Raw genomic sequence first — 17,077 nt, forward strand, 5'->3', positions numbered from 1 at the left:
CGCACCTGAAAGCCATGACTGACAAGATCGAAATCTGGACAGATGGTGCCTGCAGCGGCAATCCCGGCCCCGGCGGCTGGGGCGCCCTGCTCGTGGCAGGCGACAACCGCAAGGAACTCTGGGGCGGCGACAAGGCCACCACAAACAACCGTATGGAAATGCTGGCCGTGATCGAGGCGCTGAACGCGCTGAAAGGTCCGTCCAGGATCACCCTGCACGTCGATTCCACTTATGTGAAAGACGGCCTGACCAAATGGATACATGGCTGGAAACGCAATGGCTGGAAGACCGCCGCAAAGAAGCCGGTCAAGAATCAGGATCTCTGGATGGCGATGGACGAAGCCTGTCAGCGCCATGACATCACCTGGAAATGGGTGAAGGGCCATGCCGGTGACCCCGGCAATGAAAAAGCCGACGAACTGGCCCGGCGCGGCACGGAAGAGGCGCGCGGACGCTAGGTGCCCGACACCAGTCTCTCTGCGGCTCGCTTCAGCGCCGTATCATCCAGGCTCTCCAACCTGACCATATCTACCGGCGCATCTTCGCGCCGTTTGCGGCTGCGCGCATAGAGTGGATCGTAGTGCCGGTCCATCAACTGGCGCGCCAGCGCGCGATAGTCTCCCGCCTCCGCCAATGCCTGCCACTCGGCCAGCGTCTCTTTCGACTGCAGGCCCTTCAGCTTGGCGAGCGCTTCCATCAGCCGGTCCTTGTCCCGGATGATGTCTTCATAGGCAGAGAGCAGGAAGTCTGCGCGCACGTCTGAAGGAACCCTCATCTCGATGCGCGGCGCCGCCAGCATGGAGTGCCACAGGCGCCGGGGCACGCGGCAGCGGCCGACCCGCGCGGACTCCGCCTCGACAAAGACCGGACGGCTCAGATCGAACTGACGCAACTGCTGCCAGATGCCGCTTTCGAACAAGCGCTGGGCCGGCTGTGGCGCGTCACCAAGATCACCAAAAGCCGAACCGCGATGATGGGCGAGACCTTCAAGGTCAATCACCTGCCCGCCAGCCGCTGCAATGGCCTGCAACAACGCCGTCTTGCCCGTGCCGGTCTGACCATCGATCAGGCGCACCGGCAGCCGGCTGTCCTCATGCTCCAGCCCTGTTACGACTTCCCGCCGCCACGTCTTGTACCCTCCCTTCACCACGCCGCTCGGCCAGCCGACCGAGGACAGGATCGTCGCCATGGAGTTCGAGCGCATTCCGCCACGCCAGCAATAGACCAGCGGTCGCCAACTCTTCGGCTTGTCTGCCAGCGCGGTCTCCAAGTGGTGCGCAATATTGCGCGCCACAATTGCGCCACCGACGCGATTGGCGCGGAACGGGCTCTCCTGCTTGTAGATGGTGCCAACGCGCGCGCGCTCTTCATTCGACAGCACCGGCAGACTGATGGCGCCCGGCATGTGGTCATCCGCGAACTCGGCAGGAGAGCGCACGTCAATGATCGCATCATAGCGCGACAGGTTTTCCGGGCTGATATCCGTGACGGTTTCGAGATAAGGCATCTCTCTTCGATTAGCAGGTTTTGTTTGCCCCGCCAGTGCCCGGCGCGGTAAGCCTGCAGCCCGAGAGGATCCCATCATGCCCGACCATCACACTGAACCCCGCCTGACATCCCTCGCCCATGGGGGCGGCTGTGGCTGCAAGCTCGCGCCGAATGTGCTGGCGGATATTCTCAGTGAGATGCCCCTGTCACTTGGCCATTCAGACTTGATTGTGGACGCGGGCAAGAGCGATGATGCGGCCGTCTACCTCATCAACGAGACAACCACGCTCGTTGCCACGACCGACTTCTTCACCCCCATCGTCGACGACCCGCATACATTCGGGCGCATCGCCGCAACCAATGCCCTGTCGGATATCTTCGCGATGGGGGCGAAACCCATCTTTTGTCTCGCCATTGTCGGCATGCCCATCGGCAAGATTGCCAATGAGACGATCCGCGCCATTCTTGCGGGCGGGCGCAGCGTGGCCGAGGCCGCCGGCGCGCCCATCGCGGGCGGGCATTCGATTGACTCCGCCGAGCCAATCTACGGCCTCGTCGCCCTCGGCATGGGCCATCCCGACAAGTTGCTGTTGAACTCCAACGCACAGGCGGGCGATGTCCTGATCCTTGGCAAACCACTCGGCATTGGCATCTATTCCGCCGCGCTGAAACAGGAACTCCTCTCCCCTGCCGAGTATGACGAAATGGTCGCCTCGACGACACGGCTCAATACGCCGGGTACGGAACTCTCAGAAATTTCTGATGTTCATGCCGCAACCGACGTGACCGGATTTGGCCTGCTCGGCCATGCCAGCGAAATGGCGCGCGGTGCCGGCCTTCAGATCGTTATCGAGAAAAACAAGGTCCCTGTCTTTGAAGGCGCCCGTCACCACGCACAGTCAGGCATCAAGACCGGCGCGTCCGGCCGCAACTGGGATTCGGTATCTCATATGGTCACGGGTCAGATGTCCGCGATGGAGACCGACCTGCTCTGCGACCCGCAGACCAGCGGCGGGCTGCTCGTTTCCTGTTCGCCCGAGGCGGCGCACTCGGTATTGGAAACCTTCCGCCGCCACGGCCATGCCGATGCGGCCATCATCGGTCGGGTAAAGTCAGGTGCCGCCAGCGTTCGCGTTGAATAACGCAAGTGTGACCCCACAAGGTCTACGCTCATGCTAGGTCTGCTTGCTCAAACTTCAGGAGAATTTCATGCGCTTCAGCCTTGCTGCCATCTCGATCGCTGCGCTTGCCGCATGTGGCCCATCCGTGGCTGCGTCCGGCAGTCTTGCTGATGTCAAGGAAATCACCGCGCCTGCTGAAGACACGAAAGTTCTGGCAGTCCTGAGCTATGCCAGCTGGTGTGGCAGCTGCAAGGTGCTCGATCCCAAGGTCGAAACCGTGCGGGCCTCAAACCCGTTTGACGGCGCTGAGTTCTTCGCCCTCGACTATTCATCCAGGGACGACTCTGCCTATTTCGCAGACGCAGAGACCCTCGGCATCGCTGGCACGATGCGCGAAATCTTCCCGGACAAAATAAAGACCGGCCAACTCTATCTGATTGACCGGTCTTCTGGAGATGTGATCAGCACCGTGACAAAATCTATGTCAGAAGCTGAAATCGCTGCCGCGATCGAGGCTGCGCTATCCTGAGATTCAGGACGCCGTGCAGGCGCTGTCGTCCTTGTTCAGCTCACGGCGAACCTGATCGATATAGGTGCCCGTCATTTCGAAATCACTCCGAGTGATACCATAGGCCGGACTGCTGCCATCCTCGATGAAATCACTCATCAGGCGACCGGCGGCGTCTTCCAGGCCCAGGCTCTCATCTTCGCGAATGTCCGCCACGACCTGGCTGACTTTCAAAATGTCGGCCTGATCGTCTTCGGACTTATCAGCCAGCAGGGTCTGGTAGCAACCGCAATAGACTTCGATCGTATCGCCGTCCTCGGCGAGATCTTCCACAATCTCCGGATCCCCCGCCAGCATGGTATTGCAAACAGATGCTGCGTTATTGTCGCTTGAGACGCCCATACCGCAGGCGGCGAGAGCGAGACAGGCACTGGCGAAAAGGGGGATACGGATCATGAGAAAGTTCTTTCAGAATGGATCAGGCCGGAACCTTGCCCGACAGCATGCCTGCCAGACGGTTTGTGATGATATCTTCAGCTTCTTTCATGATTCGGTCGATCAGTTCCTTACAGGTCGGAATGTCGTGGATTAGACCGGCGACCATGCCGCAGGACCAGGCACCTGCATCCATTTCGCCTTCTTTCATGATGCGCGGATAGACGCCTGCGACCTCTTCGATAATGTCTTCGAATTTGAGGTCTGCGCCCAGCTTGCGCTCTTTTTCCAACAGGCGCTCAACCGCAACATTGGTCAGCACGCGCTCGGTATTGCGCAGCGGACGCATGACAAGGCGGGTATCGAGTTCGGACGCGGCAACGATGGCATCCTTCACATTCTGGTGCACGGGGGCTTCCTTCGTCGCGATGAAGCGTGTGCCCATGTTCATCCCCGACGCGCCCATGGCGAGAGATGCCACGAGGCTGCGTCCATCCGCCTGACCACCTGAGGAAACGAATGGAATTTCCAGTTCATCCGCCGCACGCGGCAGAAGGATCATGTTCGGGATATCGTCTTCGCCAGGGTGTCCGCCGCACTCGAAACCATCGACGGAGACCGCATCACAGCCAATGGATTGTGCCTTCAGCGCGTGGCGTACGGCGGTACATTTGTGGATCACCTTGATGCCGTGCTCTTTCAGGATCGGCAGGACCTGCACAGGATTGTTCCCGGCGGTCTCAACAACTTTCACACCGCCTTCGATGATGGCTTTCACATAGCCTGGATAGTCCGGCGCGTTGACGACCGGCAGGAACGTAAGGTTCACGCCGATCGGCTTGTCAGTCATGTCACGACAGCGCGCGATCTCATTTGCGAGGTCTGCAGGGGTTTTCTGCGTCAGGGCCGTAATGATGCCGAGACCGCCAGCATTCGACACGGCGGCAGCCATTTCGGCAAACCCGACATAGTGCATGCCGCCCTGGATGATCGGATGCTCGATTCCGAACATTTCTGTGATGGCAGTCTTCATGGCATATCCTCCTTGTTTCCGGCCTATCCTTGGCGGAAGGACGGCGCGGAAACAAGGCTGACATTGGGTAAAGAGTGCAGGCCGGCCTTAGCTGACGGGCGACCAGGACTTGTTCGGTTTGCTCCGGCGCTTCTGACCGTTGCCACCCTGACGGGAGCCACCCCCGCCGGATTCGGAACGCGCGGCGCTTCTATCGCCGCCATCCCGTGATCCACCGGGCTTGCCGCCCTTGTAGCCACCTTTGCCGCCCCCACCGCCGGAGCGATTACGGTTCTGCGACTGGCCGCCCTGACGACGTCCGCCGCCCTGGCTTCTGCCACCGCCGCCGCGGCTCTGCTTGGTGTGCGGACCCGGCTCTTCCGGCAAGGACAGGTCGAGCGCCATGTCTTCGTCCAGATCAATCCGGTCGATCTTGCGACCAATCAGTTTTTCGATGTCACGCAGATATCCGCGCTCATCATTGCCCACGAAGGACAATGCAATGCCGCTTTTCCCGGCGCGAGCTGTCCGGCCGATGCGGTGAACATAAGATTCCGGCAGGTTCGGCATGTCCATGTTCACAACATGGCTGACGCCGTCGACATCAATGCCGCGCGCGGCAATGTCGGTCGCAACCAGGATCGGGGCCTTGCCCTTCTTGAAATTGTCCAATGCACGAATGCGCTGGTTCTGGCTCTTGTTGCCGTGGATCGCTTCGGCATACAGGCCTTCATTGGCAAGGTAGCGGACCACTTTGTCAGCGCCATGCTTGGTGCGGGTGAACACGATGGCGCGGTCCATGTCGTCCTCAGACAGGATTTCGGCCAGCAGGCGCGGCTTGGCCGTGCCCTTTACCATATAGACCGCTTGGTCGATCTTTTCGGCAGGCTTGGAAACGGTGGCGACGGTCACTTCAGCCGGATCGCGCAGGAAATCATTCGCAAGTGAGCGGATTTCCTTCGGCATAGTCGCCGAGAAGAGCAGCGTCTGGCGGCGCGTCGGAATGGCCTTCATCACCTTACGGATCGCAGGCAGAAAGCCCATATCCATCATCTGATCGGCTTCATCCAGCACGACCGCTTCGGTACCGCTCAGATTCACGGCGCCGGTTTCCATATGGTCCAGCAGACGTCCCGGTGTTGCCACCAATACGTCCACGCCGCGTGCCAGCGCACGGACTTGTCCGCCGGGCTTCACGCCGCCCACGACAATCGCCGTGGTCAGCTTCATCTGGCTACCATAAACGCGCACGCTTTCGGCGATCTGGGCGGCCAGCTCACGCGTCGGCGCCAGGATCAGGATGCGGGCTGCCTTGGAGACAGGGCGGCCAGGATTGGACGCCATACGGCTCAGCAGCGGCAGCACAAAGGCTGCGGTCTTGCCGGTGCCGGTCTGGGCAATGCCCACAAGGTCGCGGCCTTCCAGCAGTGTCGGGATCGCCTGCTCCTGAATCGGAGTCGGCTTGGTATAGCCCTCAGCAGCAATCGCCTTGAGGACGGGCTCGGCGAGGCCGAGTTCGGTAAACTGTGTCAAATCAATACTTTCATGTGCGGGCGCCCAGCGGACTCAAAAGTCCGCGCGCCCTGTTAGGCTCTAAATTTTAGGAAGCCTGCTTTCGATCGGCATCCCGGTTGTTGGCGCACTCGACGCGAACCCGGAAAAGGCAACGATCAATGCGAGAGCAGCAGCTATTCGCCCTGCTACAGCGGCATATGGCACGCTTTTGTGCGATGCACAAACGATATTAGCCGCTCAGAATTTCCAGCGCGCGCCGCGTGGCATATCGGCCACAAGGCTTTTGGCGGCCACCATGAACACCCGCTCCTGCCCCAATGCGAAGGCCATGGCCCCTTCCGGGAAGATCGGTGCGAACGCTTCATCCAGCACGTTCAGTCCGCCCGTAAAGGCGCCCATGGCGGGCATCACCAGCCGCGCGCCATCGCTGGCGAAGCAGCGCCGCCGTACCGAACGCCCCCGCCCGATGATCTTGGCGGCCGGATGCAAATGCCCGGACACCTCGCCGATTTCCCCCGTCGGCTCGTGCCGGAAGACCAGCGCCCCGATGCGCAGCACCTTGCTGGCGCGGCCGCCGAGATGGGCCGGCGGGTCCGGATCATGATTGCCCTCTACCCAGACCCAGTCATGCGCCGATGTCAGCGCCTGAATGCGCCGCGCATATTCCTCCGGCAGGCGCAGCTCGGCCGCCCGGTCGTGGAAACTGTCGCCCAGCGAGATCACGGTCTTCGGCTGGAGCCCGGCACAAAGTCGCTCGACCAGTGACAGCGTCGCGGCCGTATCGTAGGGCGGCAACAACTGGCCCCGCGCCGCAAACGCGCTCCCCTTCTCGAAATGGAGATCGGACACGACCAGCACCCGCTCGGCCGCCCACCACAACGCCCCCTCCGGCAGCGGTGTCAGCAGCTCCCCGGCCAGGTGCAGGTGTGTTTCAGAGGGTTTCTTGGCGGCAGCAGTCATGGACCATGAATCTGGCCCGCAATGGCCCGGGGGTCAACGTGGCACCCGCACGCCGCAGCGCGCAATTGACACATATTTCAACCTTTTCACGTAACCTAAGTTCAACCTGAAAGGTGGACCGACTTCATGGACCGGGATACATGCGACCTCTACATCTATGATGGCGATTGTGCGCTGTGTTCGCGCTTCGTGAGGTTTCTGGTTGCACACGATCCGGAGGGGTGTTTCGCCCTGATGACAGCGCAGTCATCGGCAGGTCGGAAAATTTATATCGCCCTGGGGCTCGACCCGGACGCCATGGAAACGGCCCTCCTCCGTATTGATGGCCGGCACTACCGCAATCTCGACGTCTTCACCGAAAGTCTCGCTGTCCTGGAATGGCCTTGGAAAGCCGCCATGGTGTTGCGCTGGCTGCCCTCCCCGTTGGCAAATTGGCTGTATCGCCGCATCGCGAACAATCGAAAACTATTGCAGGGCAAAAGTTGTCCAGTGCCGACACCTGAGATCAGGGTGCGCCTCATTGAATAGCCGCATACTAATCATCGGGGGATACGGGGTATTCGGAGGCCGCCTTTCTGCAGCCTTGCTTCAAGGGAATGAATACGATGTCATCGTCGCAGGGCGCAGCCTTCAGAAGGCAGAAGCGTTTTGCGAGCGACACGGCGGCATACCGTACACGATTGATATCGATGCAATCGATCTTACTGAACAGGTGCGCGGTCTGGCGCCAGCAGTCATCGTCGACGCTGCCGGTCCTTGGCAGGATTATGGGAAAGATCCCTACAGAGTTGCACGCGCCGGCCTCGCCTGCGGCGCGCACTATCTGGACCTGTCCGACGATGCGGCCTTTTCCGAGGGCATCGCCAGCCTCGACACAGACGCGCGCACCAAAGGCGTGGTCATCATATCTGGCGTCTCAAGTGTCCCGGCCCTGTCGTCTTCGGCGACCGACGCCCTGTCGAAAGGCATGACGAGTATAGAGCTTGTCGAGAGTGCGATCACGCCGGGCAACCGCGCACCTCGCGGGCAATCCGTGATACGATCCATCCTCTCCCAAACAGGTCAGCCCCTGAAAGTCTGGAAGGCCGGAGCGTGGCGCCACGTGACCGGCTGGGGCGCAATTCGCTCTATCACACTGACTGTGCCGGGCATTCCTCCCCTGAAGAACCGCTGGCTCAGCCCTATCGGCGCGCCAGACCTTACGCTCTTGCCATCAAGATACGACGCCGCAAGTGTTCAGTTTTCTGCCGGACTGGAACTCAAGCTCATGCATGGCGGACTGTTCCTTTTGGGTAAGCTTGTTTCTCGCGGGCTCGTGAAATCTCTGACATCCTGGACGAGCGTGCTTCAACCGCTCGCCACCCTGCTGCGTCCGTTCGGATCCGACCGCGGGGGAATGAGGGTTAGCGTTACAGGAAAAACTGCACAAGACACCCACGAAAACCGTATCTGGACACTTATAGCAGAAGCAGGAGATGGCCCCGACATTCCGACCGTGCCGGCGCGGATCATGATCCCCAAACTCCTGACCGGGCAAATCGACCCCGGCGCCAGACCTTGCCTTGGCGAATTCACATTGGATGAGGCCGAGGACGCGCTATCCTCCCTTAACGTGTCAACTGGACGGACCGATACGGAAATCACGCCCGTATTCAGGCAAGTCCTTGGTGGCGCCTTCGACAAACTCGCCGCTCCCCTTCAACACCTTCACACAGTTACAAGCGAGCATGTCTGGGAGGGCGAAGCGGAGATCCATCGCGGAAAAGGCTTTCTGGCTCTTCTGGCCAACAGACTTGCTGGCTTCCCGCCGTCTGGGCGAAACGTACCCGTCCGCGTCAGCATGGTGCGTAACCGGAACGGAGAAATGTGGACCCGCCAGTTCGGGACACATCGGTTCTCATCTCACCTGCGCCGCGTCGAAAAAGACGATAGCGGGATTATCCGTGAACGTTTCGGCGTACTGGACTTCTCGATCAGGCTGCTGGCAGGCGAAAACCAATTAGAGTTTCCGGTCATGCGAGCCCGGTTCCTAGGAGTCCCTCTTCCCCGCTTCCTCCTACCTGTCAGCAACACTCGGGAAACTGTCCTGCCAGACGGCTCCTGTCAGTTTGACGTCGCGATCTATCACTCCTTCGCAGGACTTGTTGCCCACTACAAAGGATGGCTGCGCCCGGCCGCCTAACTCATAGCATCTCTGACCAGATCGGCCTCCGCTTCGCCCAGGATGGCGTCCTGCACGGATGCGCCTGAAACCGGTTCCTTGCCGATTTCCAGCATGACGGGTACGGCGAAGGGGCTGATCTTGGTGAGCGCCTGATGGTCGATCTTGTCACGGATCCGCACCAAGGCATCTGACAGGCGGCGCACATCGAGCAGGCCCGTCGCCGCGTCCTGCCGGGCGGCTTGCAGCAGGATATGGTCCGGCTCATGGCTGCGCAGCACGTCATAGATCAGGTCGGAGGAAAAACTCACCTGCCGTGAGTTCTTCTCCTTGCCGGGAAGGTTGCGGTGGATCAGGCCGGAAATCTGGGCGCAATGACCGAAGGTCCGCTTCATCAGCGCGCTCTCATCCAGCCAGCTTTCAAGATCGTCACCCATCATGTCCGGATGGAACAGTGCGTCCATGTCCACTTCGGACATGTCCTCCATGCCCCACACCGCCATTGCATACTCACTGGCGACGAAACCGGTGGGTTTTGCGCCCATCCGCTCCAGCCGCCGCGTCAGCAACATGCCGAGCGTCTGGTGCGCCAACCGTCCCTCGAAGGGATAGCAGACGAGGTAATGCCGGTCGCCGCGGGGGAAGGTTTCCACGAGCAAATGATCTGGCGGCGGAATTTCCGATTTCAGTTTCTGGATCTCGAACCATTCGCGCACAGGGTCTGGTAGGCCTTCCCATTGCGCCGGGTCATGAATCATCTTGCGGACGCGGTCAGCCAGAAACGTCGTCAGCGGGAACTTGCCGCCATTATAGGACGGTATCGCCGGCCGATCCCCAACAGCGCGCACGACCAGCGCGTCCATGCCCTCCACGCCGACAAGCCGCAGCACTTCGCCTGCGAACAGGAATGTGTCCCCCGGCGTCAAGGTGGAGAGGAAATACTCCTCCATCTCGCCCAGCTTGAGTCCGGCCCGCACGCTGCGCTTTTCGCCCGGCTTTTCCTTGCCGATGAATTGCGCCAGCCGCACGGCCAGCATGGGCGATTCCACAATTGCGCCGACATTCATCCGGTGGGCCTGCGCGTCGCGCGCCGTGCGCGCCACCCATACCCCGTCCGGGCGACGTACAATACGGTGGAACCGGTCATAGGTCTTCAGCGCATAGCCCCCGCTCGCCACGAAATCGACGATCCGCTCATAGGTCTCCCAGTCGAGCCACGCATAGGGTGCGGCTCGGATAATATCCTCATAGAGTTCCTCCAGACGGAATCCGTCGCCACACGCCCGGCCCATGACATGCTGCGCCAGCACATCCAGCGAGCCCTCGCGGACCCCTTCCCCGTCAATCTCGCCGGCCTCGACCGCTGCCTCTGCCGCACGGCACTCCAGCACTTCAAACCGGTTCGTTGGCACAAGGACGGCCCGGCTGGCTTCATCCATCCGATGATTGGCCCGGCCGATGCGCTGGATCAGGCGCGCGGCCCCTTTCGGCGCGCCCATCTGGATCACGAGGTCCACCTCGCCCCAGTCGATGCCGAGATCGAGCGTGGACGTACAGACCACCGCCTTCAGGGCGCCAGCCGCCATCGCCGCCTCGACCTTGGTGCGCTGTTCCCGCGCGAGTGAGCCATGATGCAACGCAATCGGCAGCCCGTCCTCATTGGCGTGCCACAGCTCCTGAAACATCAGCTCGGCCTGGCTGCGCGTATTGACGAAGACGAGCGTCATCGTCGCCTTCTTGATGGCCTCATACACTTCCGGCACGGCAAATCGCCCGGAATGCCCCGACCACGGAATTCGCTGTTTCGAGATCAGGATATCCACATCCGCCGAGACACCTCCCTCGGCGGTCAGGACACGTACCTCCCCCGCGCCGGAGCGAACATCCAGCCAGTCGGCCAGAGATTGCGGCTCGCGCACCGTCGCAGACAAGCCAATGAAGCGGCAGGCTGGAGCCCAGCTTGCCAGCGTCGCAAGGCCGAGCGCCAAAAGGTCGCCGCGCTTCGAGGCCGCCATCGCATGGATCTCGTCCACAATCACGCATTTGAGGTCGGCAAAGAATTCCTTGGCATGATCGGAGGCAAGAAAAAGCGCGAGCTGTTCCGGCGTGGTCAGCAATATGTCCGGCGGCGTCCGTCTCTGGCGCTGACGCACATGGGAAGGCGTATCCCCCGTCCGGCTTTCGATCCTGATGCCCAGCCCCATGTCCTCGACCGGCCCCATCAGGTTGCGCTGCACATCTGCTGCCAGCGCCTTCAGCGGAGAGATGTAGAGCGTGTGCAAAGCAGGCCGGTCAGAGTTTGCCGCCCGCTTACGCTCACTCAGTTCGATCAGGCTGCCCAGAAAGCCCGCCAGCGTCTTGCCGCCGCCGGTCGGCGCGATCAGAAGCGCGCTTTCGCCCTTCAGCGACTTCTCGGCAAGCGCCAATTGGTGCGGCCGCGCCTTCCAGCCACGCCCGGCAAACCAGGCCTCGAACGGTTCTGGCAAGAAGAATGGGGAAACGGCGGAATCAGCCATGATTGAAATTAAAATCTCGCAAGAATTGCAGTAATCGGCTTGCTTTCACTATGCGTTCAGCTTGCCTCAGGCCAAACCTCTTTTTCAGACAACTATCATGAGGCCCGCCATGTTCCGCTCCTTTGCCGTCTCCGTCAGCCTGATCGCGCTTGCGGCCCCTGCCATTGCCCAATCACCCCTGGAACAAGCCCTCTCCGCCTCTGCCGACGGCCCGCTTTATGCGTTTGATCTGACGCTTTCCAGTGACGAGGTGGACGCGCTCATGCGGGTCGATCCAAGCCAGCCGGAAGGCAAGCGCCTCAGCGTGATCTCACCTGAGCCTGAAGACTGGAGCGAAGACTTCGCCAAGCGGGTCGAAAACATGAAAGCCAATACGGACGGCGAAATCTGGTGTCAGGATTTTGCCGAGAACATTCCCGCCGCCGATGCAAAACTTGTCAGTGAAACGGACACCACCGCCACCTACAGCTTTCGGCCAAAGCCCGGCGCAGAGCCAGACGACATGGACAAGGTCTACAAGCACCTCATCGGAAAAGTCGTCGTGGACAAAACTGCCCCCGGCATCCTCAATTATGAAATGGTGGCGGAAAAGCCGTTCAAGCCAATGCCTGTCGCGAAGATCAAACAGTTCGAAATGAAAGTCGCGTGCGACCGCGCCCCGGATGGTCGCACCCATGTGGCCAGTCTTGATGTGACTGTCGAAGGCTCCGCCATGATGAAAAGCTTCAGCCAGTCCGACCGGCAGCTCATCTCGAACCTGACGCCGATCCCGAATTCCGGGACCGGCTCCAGATAGGCGCTATTCCTCGAGGCCGTACTTTTCGAGGATTTCTGCGCGGATGGCATCCTTCGCGCGATCAGAGCGGGCCCGGCGCGCATCGATTGTGGCCTGGATTTCCAACTCGATCTGCTCGCGCTGGGCCGCTTCTTCAGCGCGGGCGTCCTCTGCCGCCTGCAGGCTGAGCAGCACGTCGCGCGTGAACGCGTTGATATCAAACCGCGCCCCGCCAATCACATCAAAGCCGCGCCGCACAATGACGGCGTTCATGCTTGGCACGATCACGACATACTGGCCGCGATTGCCCGCCATGTAATAGGTGCCCGCCGGAATACCCTCGGCATTATTCATCAGCCAGAATTGCGCACCATAGCCGGGTCCGCTGGTTGGCTGTGCTGGTCCGGGGGCCGAAACGAATTGTGCCCAGCCTTCAGGCAGCAGGCGCTCATGGCCCCACACACCGTCCTGCAGGTAGAGCTGGCCGACCCGGGCGAGGTCGCGCGCCGTAGACCAGACCTGGCTGGACGAAACGAAGTCACCATTCCAGTCCACTTCCAGCGTCGTGTGAACCGCCCCGATCTTGTGCAGCAGCTTTTCATACGGGAAGCGATGATAGGAATCATCCGCGCCCAGAGATTCCCGGAATGAGCGCATCGCGATCAGCGTGTCATTGTTGGAATACTTGAACCGCGTGCCCGGCTTGGCTTCCATAACTTTCGAGGCGGCCTGATCGACCACTCGTCCGCCGCCAAAATAGATCCGGTCCGTGCGCGAACCGGTTTCACCACTGTCGAGCCCGCTCACCATCTGCAGCAGGTCGCGCAACGTGATCTCGCGGCGCGGGTCCGCGCCATTGTTCCAGTCGGCGATGACGGCCGGGTAATCAAGATCGATATGCCCGTTCCGCCGGGCTGCGCCGAGGATCGTCGCAGAAATCGATTTTGCCACCGACCAGGTCCGCTGCGGCGTCTCATGATCAATGCCGCGAGCATAGCGCTCGGCCACGACCTGTCCGTCCTTCACGACAACCACGGCGCTGGTGCGTGTGCCATTGCCATAGCTACGCTCGTCGAAAGCAAACGAGACCGGCGCTTCGAGGCGCTCGGCTTCTTCGATGCGCAATTGCACCTTAACATTTGAGCCGATGGCGCTGCCCCGGTCCTCGCCGGTGAAGTCCGGCCAGGCGGCAAAGCGCGGCAGGAAGTTCAGTGCGCCCTCTTCTGCGCCCACCGGCAGCTGGGTACAGCCGAAACCGGGACGCCAGGCCGCCATGCGCGGCGGCATCGTGTTGGAATAGGTCACCGAAACCAGCTTGCGCACAGGGTCGATCATCGCGTCCGGCAGCTTGTCGAAGCTGCGCTGGTAGTCGGGATAAATGCCCGACAACTCGTTCTGGCGGATTTCCTCCAGCGTCTGCCCCGCATTGAAGGTGGACGAGCAGATGAACCCGGCCTTGTAGCCGGCCGCCAGCGCATCATCCAGCGCCTGTGTCGATCCGCCCTCTTCAGCCAGAGCAGGCGTGGCCAGCACAGCCAGCGCAGACAGGGATACGAGACATTTCCGGATTGCGCGCATGCGTGATTCTCCTCTGGATCGGCCTGACTTTATGCACAGATGACCGTGTCGCAAGTGTGGCGGGACAGCTTTCGACTCAGTTTAGATATGTTTTTCGAAACTTCTTCCTTTAAGCGCACAGCGCGCTATCATAGCGGGAAATCGAAATCGTCTGGAGAAGGAAACAACATGAAGTTACGTGCTTCCGTCCTCGCCTCATTGACCGCTGCTGCGCTTACGCTTTGTGCATGCACGCAAATGCCTGCGACCGCTCCGTCCGTCACTTCTACCGCGATCCTGTCCGACAGGGCACCTCTTCAGGATCTGCTGGATGCAGGGTTTGACCTGGAACACGTCAATGACGACTTCCTGTTTCTGAAAAGCGGGCCGGCCCTTTATCGCTGCCTGATCATCCCGGGCGAAAGGCCGACCTTTTGCACACGCCTGTCATAGATTGCGCTGCCCATGTACCGCCAGGCCCTTGGCAACGGCGCCGAAGCGGTCACTCTCAGAGACCACAGCATTGCCAAACCGCCCCGCCAACCGGGCCTGCACCAGCGGAATGAAGGTCGACCCGCCCACCATGACAATGTCGGTGATCTGGTCCGGTGACACACCCGCCTTGTCCAGGCAATCCACTGCCACCGCATCCATCTGTGACACGGCTTCGTCAATCAGGCCCTCGAACGCTTGGCGCTCTACCACACGCTCCAGCCGCAAATCGGGAGTGTCATAGACGAAAGCCTGTTGGTCGGTGTCGCTCAAGTCAATCTTGATCTGTTCGGTCCGCTTCGCATAGGCGTGGCCTTCATGGTGGCGCACAAGATGGTCGAAGGCCCGGATCGCCTGGCTGTTCGGGCTGTTCTGCACCATCCAGCCGATCCGCTTCTGCACGTCCCGGGCATAGAGCTTGTTCAGGCTTTTCCAGTCCGACAGGATCGAATACGGCGCAGACGGCACCGGCAAGCCGTTCAGCTCCAGCGTCTCGCCGTGCCCGAGCAGCCGCGACAGCTCGAAAAAGCTCAGCTTCTGGTCGAAATCATTGCCGCCCACATAAAGGCCGGTACTGCCCAGCACATCAAAACCGTCATTGTCCGGCGCGATGCGCACGACCGAGAAATCCGATGTACCGCCGCCGATATCCACGACGAAGACCAGCTTTTCCCGACCGCTCGGAAAGCTCACCGAACGTGCCGCCGCCACCGGCTCATCGAGGAACTCCACATGCGCCACGCCAGCATCACGCAGACAGGATTCCAGGATCGCCTGCGCGCGTCGGTCAAGGTCGGCATCCCGGTCATTGAACGAGACCGGTCGCCCCTGCACGACTGACTCCACCCGCTCGCCTGTCTCGGCTTCCGCCCGGGCGATCACCCGGCGCAGGAAATGCGCGATCACGTCCCGGAACGGCAAGCGACGGCGGCCAACATCGGTCGTCTCATCAATCAGGGACGAGCCGAGCACGGACTTGATCGACCGCATCAGCCGGCCTTCCTCGCCCGTTTCATAGGCCGCCACGGCTTCGGCCCCGATGGCATACTCTCCGGAGGCCAGCCCATAAAACACCGCTGTCGGAATCGACGTCGCGTCCGGCTCCAACTCGATCAGGCGGATGCCCTGTGGCCCGGAATATCCAATCGATGTGTTCGATGTTCCGAAATCGATGCCGATCTGCATGAGGGACTCCCGGACGTCTGAATTGCGACCCCGTCGCCTACCCCAGCTGCCGGCATTTCGGAAGAGGCCACACCCAGCCCCTTCCCCGTTCGGCCACACCGCCTACATTACAGGCATGCTGCGGCCAGACCTCCTGCTCCACCCGACCCCCAAAGGCCTCTATTGCCCGCCGGGCGATTTCTATCTGGACCCTGTGCGCGGCGCGGTGGACCGGGCCGTCATCAGCCACGGCCATTCCGATCATGCGCGCGGCGGCCATGGCAAAGTGCTCGCCCATCCCCACACGCTGTCCATCATGGCCGCGCGTTATGGCGACAGTTTCGCCAAGCAGACACAAGCGGTCGAATATGGCGAGGCGATCGAGATCAATGGCGTCACGGTCTGGCTCTCCCCGGCGGGCCACATCCTCGGCTCGTCGCAGGTCGTGGTCGAGCACAAGGGCCTGCGCATGGTCTTTACCGGCGACTACAAACGCCGCTGGGATCCGACCTGTCCCCAGTTCGAACCGGTCGAGAACACGCATGTCTTCATTTCCGAGGCGACCTTCGGCCTGCCTGTCTTCCGCCATCCGCCCACGGAACACGAGATTGACCGTCTGATGCGCTCGGTCGCAGACAATCCGGACCGCACCCATTGCATTGGCGCCTACTCCCTGGGCAAGGCCCAGCGCGTCATCAAGCATCTGCGCCTCGCCGGGCATGACCGGCCCATCTACATTCATGGCAGCCTGGAAAAGCTGTGCGAAGTGTATGAGGCGGCCGGCGTCACGCTGGGAGAGCTGCGCCCCGCCACGCTGGAAGACCGGTCAAAGGCCGCGCGCGAAGCCTTCCGTGGAGAGATCGTCATTGCTCCGCCCGGCGCCTTTGAAGGCAAATGGGCCCAGCGCTTCCCCGATCCGGTGATCGGCTTTGCGTCTGGCTGGATGAGCGTGAAACAGCGCGCCAAACAGCGCGGCGTCGAACTGCCGCTGGTCATCTCCGACCATGCCGACTGGGACGAGCTGACCGACACGGTCCGCGAAGTCGACCCGCAGGAACTCTGGATCACCTATGGCCGCGAAGACGCCCTCGTCCGCTGGGCCGAACTCGAAGGCCGCCGCGCCAAGCCGCTGCGCATGGTCGGCTATGAGGAAGAGATGGGGTGAGTTGAGAGGTTGTTTCGCCTCTCCGGCGCATGCCGGAGTCTCGCCCGGCTGGCTCCGTCTGGCTTCGGCAGGAGACGCCGGCATGCGCCGAGGATACGGTTTGTGGGATAGAGATCATTCTCCTCCGATGACCCCTGCGCAGGCAGGGGTCCATCTCGGGACTTCTACCCATGCACATGAGGCAGCTTCAGGAGATGGATACCTGCCT

At 61.2% G+C, this 17,077-nt stretch carries 16 protein-coding genes; 8 read left to right on the plus strand and 8 right to left on the minus strand.

Features of this window, described 5'->3' with window-relative positions:
* Window positions 1-14: 14 nt before the first annotated feature.
* Complete coding sequence (rnhA, locus tag B3527_RS01570; protein WP_290478605.1) at window positions 15-458, plus strand: ribonuclease HI; 444 nt, start codon at window positions 15-17, stop codon at window positions 456-458.
* On the opposite strand, the gene mnmH is transcribed toward rnhA, so the two are convergent.
* A complete protein-coding gene (mnmH, locus tag B3527_RS01575) occupies window positions 455-1,507 on the minus strand; it encodes a tRNA 2-selenouridine(34) synthase MnmH (protein WP_290478604.1) in 1,053 nt (350 codons plus the stop codon). The two genes, rnhA and mnmH, sit on opposite strands and share 4 nt — an antisense overlap.
* A 76-nt stretch (window positions 1,508-1,583) precedes the next feature.
* Between mnmH and selD the strand changes: the two genes are divergently transcribed.
* Both selD and B3527_RS01585 read left to right on the plus strand, forming a co-directional pair.
* A complete protein-coding gene (gene selD / locus B3527_RS01580; protein WP_290478603.1) occupies window positions 1,584-2,630 on the plus strand; it encodes a selenide, water dikinase SelD in 1,047 nt (348 codons plus the stop codon).
* A 67-nt stretch (window positions 2,631-2,697) separates the two neighbouring features.
* On the plus strand, window positions 2,698-3,138 hold the full coding sequence (locus B3527_RS01585; RefSeq protein WP_290478602.1) for a thioredoxin domain-containing protein: 441 nt from the start codon (window positions 2,698-2,700) through the stop codon (window positions 3,136-3,138).
* Between the two features lie 3 nt (window positions 3,139-3,141).
* Here B3527_RS01585 and B3527_RS01590 read toward each other — a convergent pair whose 3' ends face one another.
* The 4 genes from B3527_RS01590 to pdeM form a co-directional block, all read right to left on the minus strand.
* Window positions 3,142-3,573 carry a hypothetical protein gene (locus B3527_RS01590; protein ID WP_290478601.1) on the minus strand — a complete coding sequence of 144 codons (432 nt, stop codon included), beginning with the start codon at window positions 3,571-3,573 and terminating at the stop codon, window positions 3,142-3,144.
* 22 nt (window positions 3,574-3,595) lie between these two features.
* A complete protein-coding gene (locus B3527_RS01595; protein ID WP_034816570.1) occupies window positions 3,596-4,585 on the minus strand; it encodes an NAD(P)H-dependent flavin oxidoreductase in 990 nt (329 codons plus the stop codon).
* Between the two features lie 87 nt (window positions 4,586-4,672).
* The gene (locus tag B3527_RS01600) at window positions 4,673-6,097 is read right to left on the minus strand and encodes a DEAD/DEAH box helicase (protein ID WP_290478600.1); all 1,425 of its coding nucleotides are present in this window, start codon (window positions 6,095-6,097) and stop codon (window positions 4,673-4,675) included.
* A 219-nt stretch (window positions 6,098-6,316) separates the two neighbouring features.
* Window positions 6,317-7,039 (minus strand): ligase-associated DNA damage response endonuclease PdeM, encoded by a 723-nt coding sequence (gene pdeM / locus B3527_RS01605; RefSeq protein ID WP_290478599.1) that lies wholly within the window; start codon window positions 7,037-7,039, stop codon window positions 6,317-6,319.
* A 126-nt stretch (window positions 7,040-7,165) separates the two neighbouring features.
* Here pdeM and B3527_RS01610 point away from each other — a divergent pair, with 126 nt between their 5' ends.
* Window positions 7,166-7,567, plus strand: coding sequence for a thiol-disulfide oxidoreductase DCC family protein (locus B3527_RS01610; RefSeq protein ID WP_290478598.1), 402 nt, complete (start codon window positions 7,166-7,168; stop codon window positions 7,565-7,567).
* Complete coding sequence (locus tag B3527_RS01615) at window positions 7,560-9,221, plus strand: SDR family oxidoreductase (protein WP_290478597.1); 1,662 nt, start codon at window positions 7,560-7,562, stop codon at window positions 9,219-9,221. The genes B3527_RS01610 and B3527_RS01615 overlap by 8 nt, the downstream gene beginning before the upstream one ends.
* On the opposite strand, the gene B3527_RS01620 is transcribed toward B3527_RS01615, so the two are convergent.
* Entirely contained in the window at window positions 9,218-11,716 is a 2,499-nt protein-coding gene (locus B3527_RS01620) for a ligase-associated DNA damage response DEXH box helicase (RefSeq protein ID WP_290478596.1), read from the minus strand. The two genes, B3527_RS01615 and B3527_RS01620, sit on opposite strands and share 4 nt — an antisense overlap.
* A gap of 109 nt (window positions 11,717-11,825) precedes the next feature.
* Between B3527_RS01620 and B3527_RS01625 the strand changes: the two genes are divergently transcribed.
* Complete coding sequence (locus tag B3527_RS01625; protein WP_290478595.1) at window positions 11,826-12,512, plus strand: hypothetical protein; 687 nt, start codon at window positions 11,826-11,828, stop codon at window positions 12,510-12,512.
* 3 nt (window positions 12,513-12,515) lie between these two features.
* Here B3527_RS01625 and B3527_RS01630 read toward each other — a convergent pair whose 3' ends face one another.
* Window positions 12,516-14,069 (minus strand): serine hydrolase domain-containing protein, encoded by a 1,554-nt coding sequence (locus B3527_RS01630; protein WP_290478594.1) that lies wholly within the window; start codon window positions 14,067-14,069, stop codon window positions 12,516-12,518.
* A gap of 168 nt (window positions 14,070-14,237) precedes the next feature.
* Between B3527_RS01630 and B3527_RS01635 the strand changes: the two genes are divergently transcribed.
* A complete protein-coding gene (locus tag B3527_RS01635; protein WP_290478593.1) occupies window positions 14,238-14,501 on the plus strand; it encodes a hypothetical protein in 264 nt (87 codons plus the stop codon).
* On the opposite strand, the gene B3527_RS01640 is transcribed toward B3527_RS01635, so the two are convergent.
* Window positions 14,496-15,725: an Hsp70 family protein gene (locus tag B3527_RS01640; RefSeq protein WP_290478592.1), complete on the minus strand. Its 1,230-nt coding sequence runs from the start codon at window positions 15,723-15,725 to the stop codon at window positions 14,496-14,498. The genes B3527_RS01635 and B3527_RS01640 overlap by 6 nt on opposite strands.
* Before the next feature lie 115 nt (window positions 15,726-15,840).
* Between B3527_RS01640 and B3527_RS01645 the strand changes: the two genes are divergently transcribed.
* Window positions 15,841-16,869 carry a ligase-associated DNA damage response exonuclease gene (locus tag B3527_RS01645; protein ID WP_290478591.1) on the plus strand — a complete coding sequence of 343 codons (1,029 nt, stop codon included), beginning with the start codon at window positions 15,841-15,843 and terminating at the stop codon, window positions 16,867-16,869.
* The last annotated feature ends 208 nt before the right edge of the window (window positions 16,870-17,077 follow it).

Source organism: Hyphomonas sp. UBA4505 (assembly GCF_002388685.1).
GTDB lineage: Bacteria > Pseudomonadota > Alphaproteobacteria > Caulobacterales > Hyphomonadaceae > Hyphomonas.

Excerpts from the sequence above, each read along its gene's own strand:
- mnmH (WP_290478604.1), bottom strand. The coding sequence starts at position 1,507 with ATGCCTTATCTCGAAACCGTCACGGATATCAGCCCGGAAAACCTGTCG.
- B3527_RS01595 (WP_034816570.1), bottom strand. The coding sequence starts at position 4,585 with ATGAAGACTGCCATCACAGAAATGTTCGGAATCGAGCATCCGATCATC.
- B3527_RS01645 (WP_290478591.1), top strand. The coding sequence starts at position 15,841 with ATGCTGCGGCCAGACCTCCTGCTCCACCCGACCCCCAAAGGCCTCTAT.
- rnhA (WP_290478605.1), top strand. The coding sequence starts at position 15 with ATGACTGACAAGATCGAAATCTGGACAGATGGTGCCTGCAGCGGCAAT.
- pdeM (WP_290478599.1), bottom strand. The coding sequence starts at position 7,039 with ATGACTGCTGCCGCCAAGAAACCCTCTGAAACACACCTGCACCTGGCC.
- B3527_RS01585 (WP_290478602.1), top strand. The coding sequence starts at position 2,698 with ATGCGCTTCAGCCTTGCTGCCATCTCGATCGCTGCGCTTGCCGCATGT.
- B3527_RS01630 (WP_290478594.1), bottom strand. The coding sequence starts at position 14,069 with ATGCGCGCAATCCGGAAATGTCTCGTATCCCTGTCTGCGCTGGCTGTG.
- B3527_RS01620 (WP_290478596.1), bottom strand. The coding sequence starts at position 11,716 with ATGGCTGATTCCGCCGTTTCCCCATTCTTCTTGCCAGAACCGTTCGAG.
- B3527_RS01635 (WP_290478593.1), top strand. The coding sequence starts at position 14,238 with ATGAAGTTACGTGCTTCCGTCCTCGCCTCATTGACCGCTGCTGCGCTT.
- B3527_RS01590 (WP_290478601.1), bottom strand. The coding sequence starts at position 3,573 with ATGATCCGTATCCCCCTTTTCGCCAGTGCCTGTCTCGCTCTCGCCGCC.
- B3527_RS01610 (WP_290478598.1), top strand. The coding sequence starts at position 7,166 with ATGGACCGGGATACATGCGACCTCTACATCTATGATGGCGATTGTGCG.
- B3527_RS01640 (WP_290478592.1), bottom strand. The coding sequence starts at position 15,725 with ATGCAGATCGGCATCGATTTCGGAACATCGAACACATCGATTGGATAT.
- B3527_RS01625 (WP_290478595.1), top strand. The coding sequence starts at position 11,826 with ATGTTCCGCTCCTTTGCCGTCTCCGTCAGCCTGATCGCGCTTGCGGCC.
- selD (WP_290478603.1), top strand. The coding sequence starts at position 1,584 with ATGCCCGACCATCACACTGAACCCCGCCTGACATCCCTCGCCCATGGG.